Origin of the sequence: Nocardia sp. NPDC046473 (genome assembly GCF_040645995.1) — a bacterium.
Classification (GTDB): Bacteria; Actinomycetota; Actinomycetes; order Mycobacteriales; family Mycobacteriaceae; genus Nocardia.
This window is the reverse complement of the sequence record NZ_JBEYZJ010000010.1, coordinates 342,926-357,713: the sequence shown is the minus strand read 5'-3', so window position 1 is coordinate 357,713 and position 14,788 is coordinate 342,926. Positions and strand designations below refer to the sequence as shown.

Annotated in this window: 15 protein-coding genes; 3 read left to right on the top strand and 12 right to left on the bottom strand. The window is 66.2% G+C overall.

Going from position 1 to position 14,788, the window contains the following annotated elements:
* The first annotated feature begins 56 nt into the window (after positions 1-56).
* From ABZ942_RS34775 to ABZ942_RS34765, 3 genes are all read left to right on the top strand, one after another.
* Positions 57-788: a tyrosine-protein phosphatase gene (locus ABZ942_RS34775; RefSeq protein WP_357389633.1), complete on the top strand. Its 732-nt coding sequence runs from the start codon at positions 57-59 to the stop codon at positions 786-788.
* Between the two features lie 283 nt (positions 789-1,071).
* Positions 1,072-1,932, top strand: a complete 861-nt coding sequence (erm, locus tag ABZ942_RS34770) for a 23S ribosomal RNA methyltransferase Erm (protein ID WP_357389631.1) — start codon at positions 1,072-1,074, stop codon at positions 1,930-1,932.
* Positions 1,929-3,095, top strand: coding sequence for a lactate 2-monooxygenase (locus ABZ942_RS34765; RefSeq protein WP_357389629.1), 1,167 nt, complete (start codon positions 1,929-1,931; stop codon positions 3,093-3,095). Before erm ends, ABZ942_RS34765 begins: the two co-directional genes overlap by 4 nt.
* Positions 3,096-3,122: 27 nt before the next feature.
* Here ABZ942_RS34765 and ABZ942_RS34760 read toward each other — a convergent pair whose 3' ends face one another.
* The 12 genes from ABZ942_RS34760 to ABZ942_RS34705 all read right to left on the bottom strand — a co-directional run bounded on the left by ABZ942_RS34760 (position 3,123) and on the right by ABZ942_RS34705 (position 14,586).
* On the bottom strand, positions 3,123-5,105 hold the full coding sequence (locus ABZ942_RS34760) for an AMP-binding protein (RefSeq protein WP_357389627.1): 1,983 nt from the start codon (positions 5,103-5,105) through the stop codon (positions 3,123-3,125).
* 623 nt (positions 5,106-5,728) lie between these two features.
* Positions 5,729-6,634 carry an ectoine hydroxylase gene (gene thpD, locus ABZ942_RS34755; protein ID WP_357389625.1) on the bottom strand — a complete coding sequence of 302 codons (906 nt, stop codon included), beginning with the start codon at positions 6,632-6,634 and terminating at the stop codon, positions 5,729-5,731.
* 8 nt (positions 6,635-6,642) lie between these two features.
* Entirely contained in the window at positions 6,643-7,041 is a 399-nt protein-coding gene (locus tag ABZ942_RS34750; RefSeq protein ID WP_150404705.1) for an ectoine synthase, read from the bottom strand.
* Entirely contained in the window at positions 7,038-8,315 is a 1,278-nt protein-coding gene (gene ectB, locus ABZ942_RS34745; RefSeq protein ID WP_357389623.1) for a diaminobutyrate--2-oxoglutarate transaminase, read from the bottom strand. Before ectB ends, ABZ942_RS34750 begins: the two co-directional genes overlap by 4 nt.
* Entirely contained in the window at positions 8,312-8,914 is a 603-nt protein-coding gene (ectA, locus tag ABZ942_RS34740) for a diaminobutyrate acetyltransferase (RefSeq protein ID WP_357389621.1), read from the bottom strand. Before ectA ends, ectB begins: the two co-directional genes overlap by 4 nt.
* A gap of 79 nt (positions 8,915-8,993) precedes the next feature.
* The gene (locus ABZ942_RS34735) at positions 8,994-10,073 is read right to left on the bottom strand and encodes a HAMP domain-containing sensor histidine kinase (RefSeq protein ID WP_357389619.1); all 1,080 of its coding nucleotides are present in this window, start codon (positions 10,071-10,073) and stop codon (positions 8,994-8,996) included.
* Positions 10,060-10,770, bottom strand: coding sequence for a response regulator transcription factor (locus tag ABZ942_RS34730; protein ID WP_357389617.1), 711 nt, complete (start codon positions 10,768-10,770; stop codon positions 10,060-10,062). Before ABZ942_RS34730 ends, ABZ942_RS34735 begins: the two co-directional genes overlap by 14 nt.
* Before the next feature lie 355 nt (positions 10,771-11,125).
* The gene (locus tag ABZ942_RS34725; protein ID WP_357389615.1) at positions 11,126-11,455 is read right to left on the bottom strand and encodes a hypothetical protein; all 330 of its coding nucleotides are present in this window, start codon (positions 11,453-11,455) and stop codon (positions 11,126-11,128) included.
* Positions 11,456-12,024: 569 nt separating this feature from the next.
* Positions 12,025-12,810, bottom strand: a complete 786-nt coding sequence (locus ABZ942_RS34720) for an RNA polymerase sigma factor SigF (RefSeq protein WP_357389613.1) — start codon at positions 12,808-12,810, stop codon at positions 12,025-12,027.
* On the bottom strand, positions 12,800-13,231 hold the full coding sequence (locus ABZ942_RS34715) for an anti-sigma factor (protein WP_357389611.1): 432 nt from the start codon (positions 13,229-13,231) through the stop codon (positions 12,800-12,802). Before ABZ942_RS34715 ends, ABZ942_RS34720 begins: the two co-directional genes overlap by 11 nt.
* A 174-nt stretch (positions 13,232-13,405) precedes the next feature.
* A complete protein-coding gene (locus ABZ942_RS34710) occupies positions 13,406-14,080 on the bottom strand; it encodes a PAS and ANTAR domain-containing protein (protein ID WP_357389886.1) in 675 nt (224 codons plus the stop codon).
* Between the two features lie 98 nt (positions 14,081-14,178).
* Positions 14,179-14,586: an STAS domain-containing protein gene (locus ABZ942_RS34705; RefSeq protein ID WP_357389609.1), complete on the bottom strand. Its 408-nt coding sequence runs from the start codon at positions 14,584-14,586 to the stop codon at positions 14,179-14,181.
* Positions 14,587-14,788: the final 202 nt, after the last annotated feature.

Below are 14,788 nucleotides of genomic sequence, written 5' to 3'. Positions count from 1 at the left end.
CTGCCGCCGAAATATCCGTGAGCGCCGTTGTGGGCGGCGGACATAGGGTTCGTGTGGTGAACAGACACGTCTACTTCGAGCGACTACACAACTTCCGCGATCTGGGCGGCTACCCGACCGAGGACGGACGCACAGTGCGATGGGGGCGGCTGTTTCGCTCCGACTCGCTCGGCAAACTGCGCGGCGAGGATGTGGCGCGCTTCCAGGACTTGGGCATCACGACCGTCATCGACCTGCGCTATCCCTGGGAGATCGAGGCGAGAGGCCGAGTCCCCCAGCATGACTCGCTCACATACCACAACCTCAGCATCGAACATCGCCCGTACGACCAGGCGGCGCTCGGTCCGGAAATCGAGATCGGGCCCTACCTCGCTGAGCGATTCGCGGAGGTCGCCACTGACGGCGTCGAGGAGATCCGCCGGGCCCTCGAGGTAATCGCCGAAGCCGACGGCCCCACGGTCTTCCACTGTGCGGCAGGCAAGGACCGTACCGGTCTGCTCGCCGCACTCGTGCTGACCTTGCTCGGCGTCTCGGAGGAGCAGATCATCGAGGACTTCGCGCTGACCGAGCTCGCCACCGAGCGTTTTGTCGCGGACTGGCATGCCGCGTATCCCGACAAGGTGCTGACCTGGCCCGGATACGGCCGGGCGCCCGCCGAGGTGATGCGGTTGTTCCTCGCCGCCCTGGCCGCCGAACACGGCTCGGTGCGCGGATATACGACCGAACTGCTTGGCGTCGACGACGACTTGATCGCCACGCTGCGCCGGAATCTGCTCGAATCCGCGTAGCCGGTCGGCCGGTTGAAAAACCGGTCGCGGGGTGTCGGGGCGGTGGGATATCTTGCGGGGCATGGGCAGTGTGGAGATGAACGGAGCGTGCGCGGCCGGCGTGTACTTCATCCGGCTGCGCGCGGAGGCCTGGGCTCTGCCAGTGCACCGCTGCGCTCCGGTGTCCCGACTGTTCTGATCGGGAGCTGCGCCGACGGTCGATGACCGTCGGGTTTGCTGTGCCTTGGCATGGGTCCGGGCGAATCACTTTCTCTGATTCGACCACTCCGTTCGGAGGACACCCATGTCCGACAATCGTTCGCTGCCGCGTGCCCGTGATACGCGTAAGCGTTTGTCCCAGAACTTTCTCACCGACGCCGGTGCCGCCCGGTTGATCGTGCGCTCGTCGGGCGTCACGGCCGAGGATCTCGTGCTCGAGATCGGGCCCGGCGACGGCATGCTGACCAGGCAGCTACTCGGCTCGGCGGGCCGGATACGCGCCTACGAGAAAGACGCCCATTACGCCGACCGCCTGCACCGGCGGTATCTCGGCGACGACCGAATACGGCTGTACCACAAGGATTTCCGAGCGGTGCGCGAACCACAGGAGCCGTTCGCAGTGGTGGCGAACGTACCGTTCGCCGTCACGACCGACCTGGTGCGCTGGTGCCTGGCAGCCCGGCACCTCACCTCGGCCACCCTGCTCACCCAATACGAGTTCGCGCGTAAGCATTCCGGCGACTACGGCCGGTGGACCAAGCTCACCGTTACCCATTGGCCCACTGTCACAATGGAATTGGGTGCGCGCATCGGACGGCACAGCTTTCACCCCGTGCCGAGCGTCGACACCGCGATCCTGCACCTGCGCCGCCGACCTCGCCCGCTGCTGTCCGGTTCAGCGCTGGCCGACTACCCGAGAGTGGTCGAACTCGGCTTCCTGGGCGTCGGCGGGTCATTGGCGAGTTCGTTGCGCCGGCAGTTCCCGGCACGCACCGTGCGAGCGGCCTGCGTCGCTGCGGAAATCGCATCGGACGAACCAGTCGGACTGGTCGACCCGGACCGGTGGCTGACCCTCTACGAGGCCTTGCGTACCGACGCCAACTCACCACGCTACACAAATGTATCGGATACATTCATGTATCAAACGAGGAAGGGAGCGCCGTGACCGGCAACTTCGGTGACTACCAGTACGAGATCTACTTCCAGGGCCTCAGCGGCGTCCAGCCGAACCTGCCGATGACCTTCGCCGACCTGGAGGCGAGGGCGCAGGCCGCGCTGCCACCGGGCATCTGGTCCTACGTGGCGGGCGGCGCGGGCGACGAACTCACCCAGCGCACCAACGCCACGGCCTTCGAGAAACTCGGCCTCGTCCCCCGCATGCTGCGCGCCACCAAGGAGCGCGACCTCACGGTCGATCTGTTCGGCATGCGACTGCCGTCGCCGATCTTCATGGCCCCGGTCGGCGTGATCGGACTCTGCGCGCAGGACGGTCACGGCGACCTCGCGACCGCGAAGGCCGCGGCGCGCACCGGCGTCCCGATGGTGGCGTCCACCCTGACGGTCGACCCGCTCGAGGACGTGGCCGCCGAATTCGGCGACACCCCGGGCATGTTCCAGCTCTACACGCCGACCGACCGCGATCTGGCGCAGAGTCTGGTCAGCCGCGCCGAGACCGCCGGGTTCAAAGCCATTGTGGTGACACTGGATACGTGGGTTCCCGGCTGGCGCCCGCGCGACCTGAGCACCTCGAACTTCCCGCAGCTGCGCGGCCATTGCCTGGCGAACTACTTCAGTGACCCGGTATTCCGCGCGATGCTCGCCAAGAGTCCCGAGGAAGACCCGAAAACCGCCATCCTGACCTGGATTTCGCAGTTCGGTAACCCGGTCACCTGGGACGACCTGTCCTGGCTTCGGTCGCTGACCGATCTTCCGTTGGTGCTCAAGGGAATCTGCCATCCCGACGACGCCCGCCGCGCCAAAGACGCCGGCGCGGACGGCATCTACTGTTCCAATCACGGCGGCAGGCAGGCCAACGGCGGCATCCCCGCGATCGAGCACCTGCCCGACGTCGTCGCGGCCGCCGACGGTCTGCCGGTGCTGTTCGACTCCGGAATCCGTTCCGGCGCAGACATTGTCAAGGCATTGGCCCTCGGCGCGACGGCCGTCGGCATCGGCCGCCCGTACTGCTATGGCCTGGCACTGGGTGGCGCCGACGGCATCGTGCACGTGTTGCGCACGCTGCTCGCCGAGGCGGACCTGCTGATGGCGGTCGACGGCTATCCGACGATCGCCGAGCTGACCCCGGAGACGATCCGCCGGTCGAACTGAGCCGGTCGGCCGAGCTGAGCCCCTGGCTCAGCTCGGCTGAATCAGCGTGCGCTTCAGGATCTTTCCGGTTGCGTTGCGCGGCAGTGCCTCCAGGAACGTCACGTCGCGCGGCACCGAGAACCGGCTGAGCCGATGGCGGATGTAGTTGCAGACCATGTCCCGATCGAGCCCGAATCCCTCCCGCGTCACCACGAACGCGGCCAGCCGCTGGCCGTACTCCTTGTCCGGCACACCCACCACCGCGACCTCGCTCACCTGCGGCAGGTGCGACAACGCCTCCTCCACCGGGCGCGGGAAGACGTTCTCGCCACCGGAGATGATCATCTCGTCGTCCCGGCCCGCCACGAACAACAACCCGTCGGCGTCGAGGTAGCCGAGATCGCCGGTGTCGAGCATGCCGCCCGACTCGGTGGGTGGTTTGGCGTCGGTGTAGCCGTCGAACAGCATGTGGTTCAGCACGAAGATACGGCCGGTGACACCGCGCGGCACCGGACGCAGATCCTTGTCCAGCACAGCGAGTTTCGTGCCGAGCGGCGGTCGGCCCGCCGTGGTCGGCGCCGCGCGCAGATCGGCCGGATCGGCGATGGTGGCCCAGGACACCTCGGTCGAGCCGTAGACGTTGTAGAGCACGTCGCCGAAGGTGTCCATGAACTTGAGCACCGTCGGACCGGCAAGGGGCGCACCGCAACTCGCCACCACCCGCAGGCTGGAGGTGTCGTAGCGATCCCGAATGTGCGCGGGCAGATCCAGGATTCGGTTCACCATCACCGGCACCACGATCAGCGAGGTGACGCGGTGCTCCTCGATCAGCCGCAGACAGTCCTCGGCGTCGAACCGTTCCGGCAGTACGACACTCGCGCGGATCGGCGTGCTGATCTGCAACGCCGCCAAGCCCCAGGTGTGGAACAGCGGCGCGGGGATGAGCATGGTCTCGTCCATCCGCAACGGAATACGCGACAGCAGTGCGGCGACGGTACCAAATCCCTTGGGCTGCGGGCGTTGTGCGCTCTTGGGCGTGCCGCTGGTGCCGGAGGTGAGCACGATCAGCCGTCCGGGATGCGCGGGCCGGGAGAACGTCGGCGCGTCGAGGGCGATCAGATCGTCGACGGTGTTGCGCTCGAAAACCGACTCGCGTCCCGTCGCGAAGCGCGGCACCCCGGACCCCACGTACTTGGTCAGCGCGTCGTACTCGTCGTCGAGGAAGACCGCGGATAGCCCGTGCCGGTCGGCGACGTCCTCGATCTGCCGAGCCGACAGCCCGGTGTTCATCAGCACGGTGTCCACGCCGAGTTTGCCGGTGGCGACCATGCATTCGACCATCGCCACCCGATTGCGCGAAAGTAGCCCTACTTTGTCGCGCGCGCCGATACCCAACAGCGTCAGCGCCGACGCGAGTTTGTGGGTGCGATCGTGCATTTGGCCGAATGTGTAAGCAGACACGTCGTCCACCACGGCCAAGCGATTCGGCGAATGCCCGGCGGCGGCCGCGTAACCACCGGCCAGGGTGAATCCCCACTTGGCCAGTCCACCCATCTGCTTGAGCGCGCGGTCGGGCCGGAAGGTGCGCACGACACCGGTCGAAACCATCTGTTTCAGCGTATCGACCTGCTGTTTCGTGCCCGACTCCTCGCCGTTGATCAGCACCGAGGTCGGCGCGCCGGTGATGGCGTCGACGATCCGGTCCAGCCCGGCCATGGTCCAGTCGATCACGTCGGCGTTGTCCTGCTCGGCGATCCACGGATGGATCCGCGCCGCGCCGAAGTAGGTGACGGTGACCCGGGTCTGTTCCTGCTCGCCACGTAGTCGGATCGCGGCGAAACTGCCCAGTCCAGGGCACTGTAGCTCGAAGGTCTCCAGCTCCTTGCCGACGACGAGCCGGAGTGCGGGCACGGTCAGCTCGATGCCGTTGTGCCGCGCCCGAATCAGGAGAACGGGGTGCGTGTCCGAGGTTTCCGCGCGATCACAATCTCCGATTCCGAGGAACATCCGGGTGTAGGTCTGTGGGTCCATGAAAAAGTCCCACAATGCTTTGCGTGCGGCTGCGAACTCCGCATCGATCGTGATGACGTCCGTTACCAACTGCGTGCATTTCTTCATGGGCCGACCGAGCGGTATGCGTCGGCATGGTTACGTAGTTGTACCCACCGGTAACAACTAGGTCAAGGGCTGCGCCCGTAGCCGATGATTTGCCACTCAATTGGTCAAACGCCCATTTTTGTGCGTGATGCGGGCAGCCGACAGCACTGTGCACAATTCGCGCGAAAACGCCGCCGGGCCAGCCCCGATCGGGTAATGGATCGAGAAGACCACGCGCACAGCGTCGGTCAGTAGCCGGATCGGCCCGCCGCCGCGATCAGGCGACTCCAGGCCGACGAGTGATCTTGTGGCGAACTACAACACCCTCGCGTTGTCCAGAATATTGCGCACGCCAGAAGAACTTTTGGCGGAAGAGCCGGAATTGAGGACCGATCGGGCCGTGTGGGGCGGCAACAGCGGATGGCCGACAGGATCGTACCGCCGATGCGCGCGCGCCGCGCGGCGAGCGGCCGCCGCCGATATCGGGCTTTCGCCGAGCAACCGAAAGCGCCCGCCGGTCCGGTAGGCAGACCAGGGGCGCGTTCGGTGCAGTGGGCTCAGGCCGACAGCGGCGTGAAGTCGCGACTGCCGATGTAGCCCGGCCGCGGCGCGGGCGCCGCGAACGGTTCCACCAGGGTGTTTTCCACGCTGTTGAACACCAGGAAGATGTTCGAGCGGGGGAACGGGGTGATGTTGTTCGACGAGCCGTGCATCAGGTTCGAGTCGAACAGCAGCGCCGATCCGGCCCGGCCGGTGAACTGGCTGATGCCGTAGGTATTCGCCAGCGTGGTGATGTCCTCCTGGGTCGGCACCCCGATTTCCTGCTCCTGCAACGACTCCCGATAGTGCTCGGCGGGCGTGCTGCCCAGACACGGCACGAACGTCCGGTGCGAGCCGGGCATCACCATCAGGCTGCCGTTGATCGGATAGTTGTCGGTCAGCGCGATGGACAGGCTGACCGCCCGCGGCGCGGGCATGCCGTCCTCGGCGTGCCAGGTCTCGAAATCCGAGTGCCAGTAGAAGCCGGTGCCGCGGAACCCGGGCATGTAGTTCACCCGGCTCTGATGCAGATAAACGTCGGAACCGAGGATCTGCCTGGCCAATCCGGCGACCCGGGCTTCCCGGGTCAGGTCGGCGATGGCCGCGCTGAGCCGGTGTACCTCGAAGACCGACCGCACCCGCTTGGACGACTTCTCCACGATCACCCGCTCGTCGTCGCGCAGCGACGGATCGCCTGCGAGACGGCCGATCTCGGCGCTGAAGTCGGCCACCTCGGTCGGCGTGAGCAGGTCGTCGACGCCGGCGAAACCGTCGGTGTCGAAGCTCGCCAGCGCCGGGGTCTCGACCCGGCCCCACACCGTCGGATCCTTGCGATCCAGATGTGTTCCGGGAGTACTGAGCCGGGTCGGGTAACGATCGACCGGGCCGGTCTCGGGTCGAGTTTCAGTGTGCAGCAAAACCATTACTACCTCTATCCGCCGATCGTCGCGGCGACCAATGGGTAAGCGCCGCTGCTGTCGTGGACCTCCTGCCCGGTGACCGGCGGATTGAACACGCACATCATCCGCATCTTGGTGCGGGCCTCCAGGCGGTGCCGTTCGTGTTCGTCCAACAAATACATCGAACCCGGCTCGAGCACGTAGGTGACGTTGTTGTCGAGATCGGTGAGGCTGCCCGTTCCCTCGATCAGCCAGACCGCCTCCACATGATAACGATAGTGGAATTCGTGCGTGGTGCCCGCGTCGATGGTCGTCTCGTGGAAGGAGAAGCCGACGCCGTCGCCGCCGAGGATGATGCGCTTGCTGCGCCAACCCTCCCCTGCCACATCGCGTTCGGTGCCGGTGATCTCTTCGGTGCTACGCACGATCATGCGATCGCCCCCATTCCACTGCAGACGGTGTCGATGGCGCCGGTGAGGATGCCGAGGCCGTGGTCGAGTTCTTGGTCGGTAATCGTCAACGGCGGCAACAACTTCACCACCTCGTCGGTGGAACCGGAGGTCTCCACCAGCAGGCCGCGTTCGAAGGCGACCTGGCAGACCTTGCTGGCCTGCGAGGCATCCTCGAACACGATGCCCTGCACCAGGCCGCGACCGCGGGTCGAGAGGCCGGGGATGTGCTCGGCGAGCCCGCCGAGCGTCTGCGCGACCCGGTCACCCTTGGCCAGCGTCGAGGCCTGCAGCGAACCGTCGGACCAGTAGTGCCGCAACGCGACATCCGCGGTGACGAACGCCGGGTTGTTGCCGCGGAAGGTGCCGTTGTGCTCACCGGGCGACCACTGGTCGAGTTCGGACTTGAACAGCACCAACGCCATCGGCAGGCCGTAGCCGCCGATCGACTTGGACAGCGTGACGATGTCCGGGGTGATGCCGGCCAGCTCGAACGAGAAGAACGGGCCGGTGCGGCCGCAGCCCATCTGCACATCGTCGACGATCAGCAGGATCTCGCGGGCCTCACACAGCCCGGCCAGATGCCGAAGCCATTCGGCGCGAGCGACATTCACGCCACCCTCACCCTGCACCGTCTCGACGATCACCGCGGCGGGCCGGTCGAAGCCCGACGACGTGTCGTCCAAAACCTTTTCCATCCACTGGAAGTCGGCGGTGGTGCCGTCGAAGTAGCCGTCGTAGGGCATGTGCGCCGCATGCACCAGCGGCACACCCGCGCCGGCCCGCTTGGCGGCGTTGCCGGTGACCGACAGCGCGCCGAGCGTCATGCCGTGGAAGGCGTTGGTGAAGCTGACGACGGTCTCGCGCCCGGTGATCTTGCGGGCCAGCTTGAGCGCGGCCTCGACGGCGTTGGCACCGGTCGGGCCGGGGAACTGGACCTTGTAGTCCAGGTTGCGCGGGGCAAAGATGGTGTCGCGCAACGTGACCAGCAGATTGCGCTTGGCCGAGGTCGACATGTCGAGCCCGTGCGTGATGCCGTCGCCCGCGATGTAGTCCAGCAGCGGCTGCTTGAGCACGTCGTTGTTGTGGCCGTAGTTCAGCGCGCCCGCGCCTGCGAAGAAATCGAGATAATCGTTGCCGTCCTCGTCCCGTAGCCAGCTGCCCTTGGCTTTGGTGAACACGGTCGGCCAATTGCGGCAGTAGCCGCGGACATTGGATTCCAGACTTTCGAAAATGCTCGTATCGGCGGTGATCATCGGTGGTCCTCCTGCGTTGTGCGAGCGGTCGGTGCGATGAGATAGAGGTCTTCTGGCGCGTGGCTGTCCGGGAAGACGCCGGCGTCGAACAAGGGGCGCTTGCTGATTCGGGCGCCGCGGCGCCGCGCCACCGAGCTGAACAGGGCGATCGAGGCGGCGTTGTCCGGCGAAATCGTGGTCTCCAGCGTGGAAACGCCTTGGGCGGCAACATTGTTCAGCAATGCGTGCAGCAACTGCGCGCCGATTCCCTTGCCCTTCTGGGCCCGGTCGACGGCTACCTGCCAGACGAAGACGGTGTCCGGCGCCTGCGGCCGGATGAAGCCGATCACGTAGCCGACCACGCGGCCCTGCACCTCGGCGACGACCGAGGTGGCCGCGAAGTCGCGACACCACAGCACGTAGGCGTAGCTCGAATTGGTGTCGAGCACGGCAGAGTCTTTCGCGATCTGCCACAGCCGGGCGCCGTCGCCGACGCGTGGCGCGCGCAGCACCACGGCGGGTCCGGCCGGGGTGCGGGTCGGGGTGGAGCCAAGTGCGGCTGCGGCCTGTTCGACGCGGGATCGTTCGATCTCCGCGGTGTTCAACGTTGGCAGTGGCATACAACTCCCTCGTCGGTAGTACTTATCCAGGCTTACGAACCAACTTTGAGGTGACCTGGTCGACTTCATTACGGTCGTGTTACGACTCGATTGCTTCGAGTCCGGGCAGGGTGACCACGAACCGGGCGCCGCCGCCCGGGCGATCGGTGCATTCGACCTGGCCACCGTGCTTCGCGACGGTCTCGGAGACCAGCGCGAGGCCGATGCCGGTACCCGTCGCGGAACGCCGTCCGCTGCGTGCTGTCGCGAAACGTTCGAAGATACGAACCCGGTCCAGCGCGGGCACGCCGGGGCCCGCGTCGTCCACCACGATCACCGCTTCGGCGCCCCGGCGGTCGGCGGTCACCGCGACGACACCGCCGCCGTGCAGATCGGCGTTGCGCAGCAGGTTGCCCACCGCGCGTTCCAGCTCGAGCTTGCGGCCGCGCACCACCACGTCGTCGGCGATGGTCAGCAGCTCCGGCGCATACCGTCGCTCGGCGAGGGTGTGGGTCAGCAGATCGCGCACCGACAGCGGTTCCATATCGCCGCGATGCATGCCCGCCTCGACCCGCGCCAAGGCCAGCAGGTCGTCGAGCAGCCGCCGCAGATGGTCCACCTCGACGGTGACCAGGCCGAGCGCGCGCTGGGACCGTTCCGGCAGATCCGCGCTGTGCCGGTTGAGCACATCGACGCTGGCCATCAAAGTGGTGAGCGGCGTACGCAATTCGTGACTGACGTCGCCGAACAGCCGATGCTCCCGCTCGATCCGGCGCTGCAGCGAGTCGACCATGCTGTTGAACGACTCCACCGTGGTCGTCAGATCCTGGTCCTCGGTGGCGGACAGGCGCAAATCCAGGTCACCCGAGGCGATCTCGGCCGCGGCGCCGGCCAGCTGATGCAGCGGCTTCAGCACGCGCCTGCTCGCCCACCAGCCGACCGCGGCACCGATCAGCGTCACCACCACGGCGCAGCCGATCAGTACATTGCGCAACAGATTCAGATTCGACTGCAGGTCGGTGCCGCCGGCCTGCGCGTGTTCCAGATAGCTGCGGCTGATGGTGAACACCGACACGACGAGCACCAGCGACATGAGCGCGGCGATCGCCGCGAACATGGCGGTCACCCGGCCGCGCAGACTCCAGCGTTTCGGATCGAACCAGCGCTCAGCGCTGGACATCGAGGCGATAGCCGAGCCCGCGCACGGTTACCACGATGCGTGGATCGGACGGATCCCGTTCGATCTTGGTGCGCAGCCTGCGCATGTGCACGTCGACGATCCGCTCGTCACCGAAAAACCCTTGGTCCCAAACGCGTTCGAGCAACACGGTGCGGCTGAGCACCCGGCCCGGCGCCTCGGCCAGCTCACACAGCAGCCGGAACTCGGTGAGCGTCAAGCGGATCTCCTCGTCACCGCGCCGGACCACACCGCCGTCCTGCGCGAGCACCAGCGGGGTGTCCGGGTGGGCGTCGAGCACCATCTCCTGCGGTGCGTCACGCTCGACGGCCGACCGGGCGCGGCGGCGCACCGCCCGCATCCGCGCGGTGATCTCCTTGATCTCGAACGGCTTCGTGACGAAGTCGTCGGCACCGGCTTCCAGCGCGGCCACCACGTCGTGGGTGTCGTCGCGGGCGCTGACCACAATGATCGGCACGTCGTGCTCGCGGCGGATCTCGCGGATGCAGTCGAAACCATCCATGCCACCGAGCATGAGATCGACGATCATCACATCGGGCACACCGTTGCTGCGCAGATGGGTGAGCGCGTCCTCGGCCTCTTCCGCCTCCTCGACGTCATAGCCTTCGTCCTCCATGGCGAGCCGCAGCGCACCACGGACCCTATCGTCGTCTTCAACGATCATCAGGTTCGCGCTCACGCCTCCACCTCGCTGGCGCTCGGTTCCGCCGTGACCGCGAAGGCGGCTGTGCCCTTTGTTCGCTCGCTACGCTCGCTCAAATACCTATCCTTCGCAGACGCGCAGAACACGTCGCCGGTACGGAACTTCGCATCCCCATACCGACGCGACATTCCGCTGTTCGAGCCACCTTGTTGCCGACCTTCCAAATACCCGGACAAACCGTTGGGTAAACGTCAACTGGACGCTCGATCAAGAGTCTGGCTCGTCACAACCACCCTCCACCTACCCACACCGTTACGCAACCGTTACGTGACTCCTGACACAGTGGAGCTACTTGCTGTTCATGCGTGTTGCCGCGAGCGTGTAGCGCGACTTAACGATCTTCGCGAGTCGGGCGTTCCAGCCGGTTGAAATTGCTCGGTGTCCCGTCCGCGCGCCGATCCTGGTAGCGAAAATGCAGGTGCCGCTCGTCGAAGGTGGCGAACCATTCGTCCCAATCCACCGGCCGCAGCACCGCGCCCCCGTAACCCGGAAAATCGAAGCGCAGCACCCGGAGTTGCCCGTCGTCCTCGATGCCCGGCATAGTCGCGGGGCGGGCACCACGCCGCTCCGCCCACTGCCGGATGATGTCGTGATTCTGGGTGACGCGCGTGCGCTCCACATTCGTGGCGCGGGTGCGCGCCATCCGTTCTGGTAACTGCATTTCTTGCGGGTATTTCGGCGACCTCGCGCTCCCCGATCCGGCGTACGGATTCCGGGTGCCTAGTCGGTGATCGTTCATAAACGAGCTCCTGAGCCATCGGCATCGTATGTCCGGCTCTCTTTCACGTACCCGACGTGAACTTCGCGCAAACCGGCTGCCGTCACTCGACCGCCGAATCAGACAAAAGCGGGCCGAAAAGTGCTGACCGCCAGTGCGTCTGTGAGGCGAGTCACCCGCAACGAGATAGCGAACGCGGCCGATTCAGTCGGGCGCTTGTGGGTAACTACCCCCCGAGGAGGAACACCAGATGACCAGTCCGATCTCTCCCGAACCGAGCCCGATCCCACCGCCGTATCCCAGCCCCGATCCGGTCCCGCCGGTGCCTGGTCCCGACCCGGCACCCGCTCCCCCGGATCCGGTTCCGCCGATTCCCGGCCCCGATCCGGCGCCGGCCCCGCCGAACCCCGGCGGGCCGAGCCCACTCCCGCCCGTCCCGGAACCGGGCGGGCCGTTCCCACCGGCACAACCAGTCCCACCCAATCCCCTGTGAATTCCGGCAATTCGGGAACTCAATCCCGTAAGGCCTGCTCGCGCAGCTGATTCAGGGTTCTCGACAGTATCCGCGAGACGTGCATCTGGGAGACCCCCAGCACGTCCGCGATCTGGGTCTGCGTCTTGTTCTCGAAGAACCGCATGATCAGCACCTGACGCTCGCGCTCGGGCAGCTCTTCGATCAGTGGACGAACGGCGAGGTAGTCCTCCACCAGATGGTAGGAGGGCTCCTCTGCCCCAAGGCTTTCCAGCAGCGGCAGTGGCGCGTTCTCCATGTCGTCGCCGGCCACCGCGTCGATGGACGAGGACTGGTAGGCATTGCCCGCGATCAGCGCCTGGGTGACCTCGACCAGGTCGACGTCCAATTCCGCGGCGATCTCCCGAGCGCGCGGCATCCGGCCGAGCCGCTGCGACAGCGCCTCCACCGTCGCGCCGATGCTGAGCTGAATCTCCTTGGTGCGCCGCGGTACTCGCACCGACCAGGTGTTGTCCCGGAAGTGCCTGCGCACCTCGCCCATGATGGTCGGCACCGCGAACGCCAGAAACGACGAGCCGCGGGTGACGTCGAATCGGTCCGTGGCCTGCACCAGACCGAGCCGGGCGACCTGCAGCAGATCGTCGAAATTCTCACCGCGCCCGGCGAATTTACGCGCGATGTGCTCGGCCAGCGGCAGACAGCGCCCGATCAGCTCCTCGCGCATCGGCTCGCGCCGCGGGTCGTCCGTGGGCAGCGCGGCGATCTTCTCGAAGAGTGGCTCGATATTGTCGTAGCTGTCGCCACGCGATCTCGATTCACCCGCCATCCGGAGCCCCTCGTATCCAACTGAAGTCGACGACAGTCGGATACCCGGAAACGACCCCGTCGAACGGGGCCTGCGCGGCGGCGATCGAATGGGTCAGCGTGCGCACGATATGCCAGCCGAATCCGGCCTGCCCCACCACCGATTCCGAGGTGGCCACCGAGGCGACATGGACGAACATCTGGCTGCTGTCGTAGGTGAATTCGCAATCGAGGCTGGAGCCGGGCACCGCGTCCAGGATCAGCGAGGTGGCGACCTCGTCCAGCGCGAGCCGAATGTCGGTGACCTCATCGAGCGCGAAATCGGCGATGAGGGCGACAGTCTCGGCGAGCGCGCGCAGCATCGTCAGCTGTTCCAGCTGCGCGGGGATTCGGACGCCGATTGTTGTTGTTTCCGTTGAGGATCGGGAAGTCCATTCCCCCATGCCCATCACCACCTTGCTCTCGCAGCCACACCCGGAGACGGTGTTACTCGTCGATCCGAGTTCTTCCGGGCCGCCCGCTGCCCGACACCGCGACAGGCCAGAACTCCGAGGCCGCAGCGCTCCTCATCCCTACCGTCGTACCCGCCGCGCTACACCCGAAACGTGCGCGCGAGTTCAGCCCGCGTCGATGCGCTGGTGCGCGGTCAGCAACAGGTGGTCGAACTGGGTGCGTAATCCCACGGTCGAGCCGGTCAGCGAGCCGAGGTCGGCGACGAGGCGCGAGGCCAGCGTGCGCAGCTTGATGTTGGTCTCCTGCGAGCGCCAGCTGAGCACCCGGAACGCCTGTTCCGAGCTCACGCCGTAGACCAGCATCACCGCCCCCTTGGCCTGCTCGATCACCGCGCGGGAGGCCCAGAGCTCGGGCAGCGCGTCGTCCAGGGCTTCCTGCCGGTGGTGCTCGAGGGTGTCGGTCACGTCGATGTAGTAGCCGGCGGTGCCCGCGACCTGCCCGTCGTGGTCGAACAGGTGGTCGGCGACGACGATGACGTGGTGGATGCCGCCCACGGTGTCGACGATCCGGTGCCTGCTGGAGAACGGCTCGCCCTCGTCGATGGACTTGGCCAATGCGTTCGCCACCTGGGCGCGATCGTCGGGGTGCTTGTGGGTCAGCAGCAGATCGGTAGTCGGCGTGACGGAGCCCGGTGCATAGCCGTGCATCGTGGCGACCTCGTCCGACCATTCCCAACGCTGATCGGCGAACCAGAAACGAAAGCTACCGACACTCTGCGGTGTCCCTAATCCGATCACCCGATCCAGCGCGAGAGAATCCTCGGGCTGGACCGGCCCCATTTCAGTCACAGCGCTAGTATCCGTCGTTGACCAGCGCCACGCAGCCAGATCGGAGCTCGCCACGCCGGAATCGGCGAGACGGATGAATCAGGTGCTCCTTACGCGTCCAGTGCCGCTTGCATCGACGGATAGTGGCTGAACAGCGGGCGCACGCCGGAGACCTCGAGCGACCGCTCGATCGCCTGCCGACCGGCCACGATGCGCACATCGGTGCCATCGCCCGCGGCTCGTTGTTTGACCGTGCCGAGCGCGTTGGCGGTGCGGAGACTCAGGAATCTCACCGCCCGCAGATCGATCACCACGGCGTGGCAGTTCGAGCGGACCGCCCGTTCCACCGTGGCAAAGAATTGCGGACTCGCGGCCGCATCCAATTCACCTTCGACGCGGACCACCACGCATTGCTGGCGATGGTCTACGCGTTGGGCCGAGGAGTGGCCGGCGTGCGGCCCCGAGCCGTTCCGGTGCACACCTTCGGCGTGCTCGAACACAGCGGAACTAGCGGACATACTGACCTCCCGTATAAGGGGGGAATTCCAGTCCAACGCGACAGATTCGGCCGATGAGTTGAGAACAAGGTGCGAACAACTGTGCGCAATGCGCGAATAGGTTGTCGCTACAGTCCCATCAACCGGATTTCGGCGGGTGTGGTGCGCCCTGCGTCGAACCGGGGTCGGCTGGGGTCTCAACCTCTCTACAGTGTTGCACGGT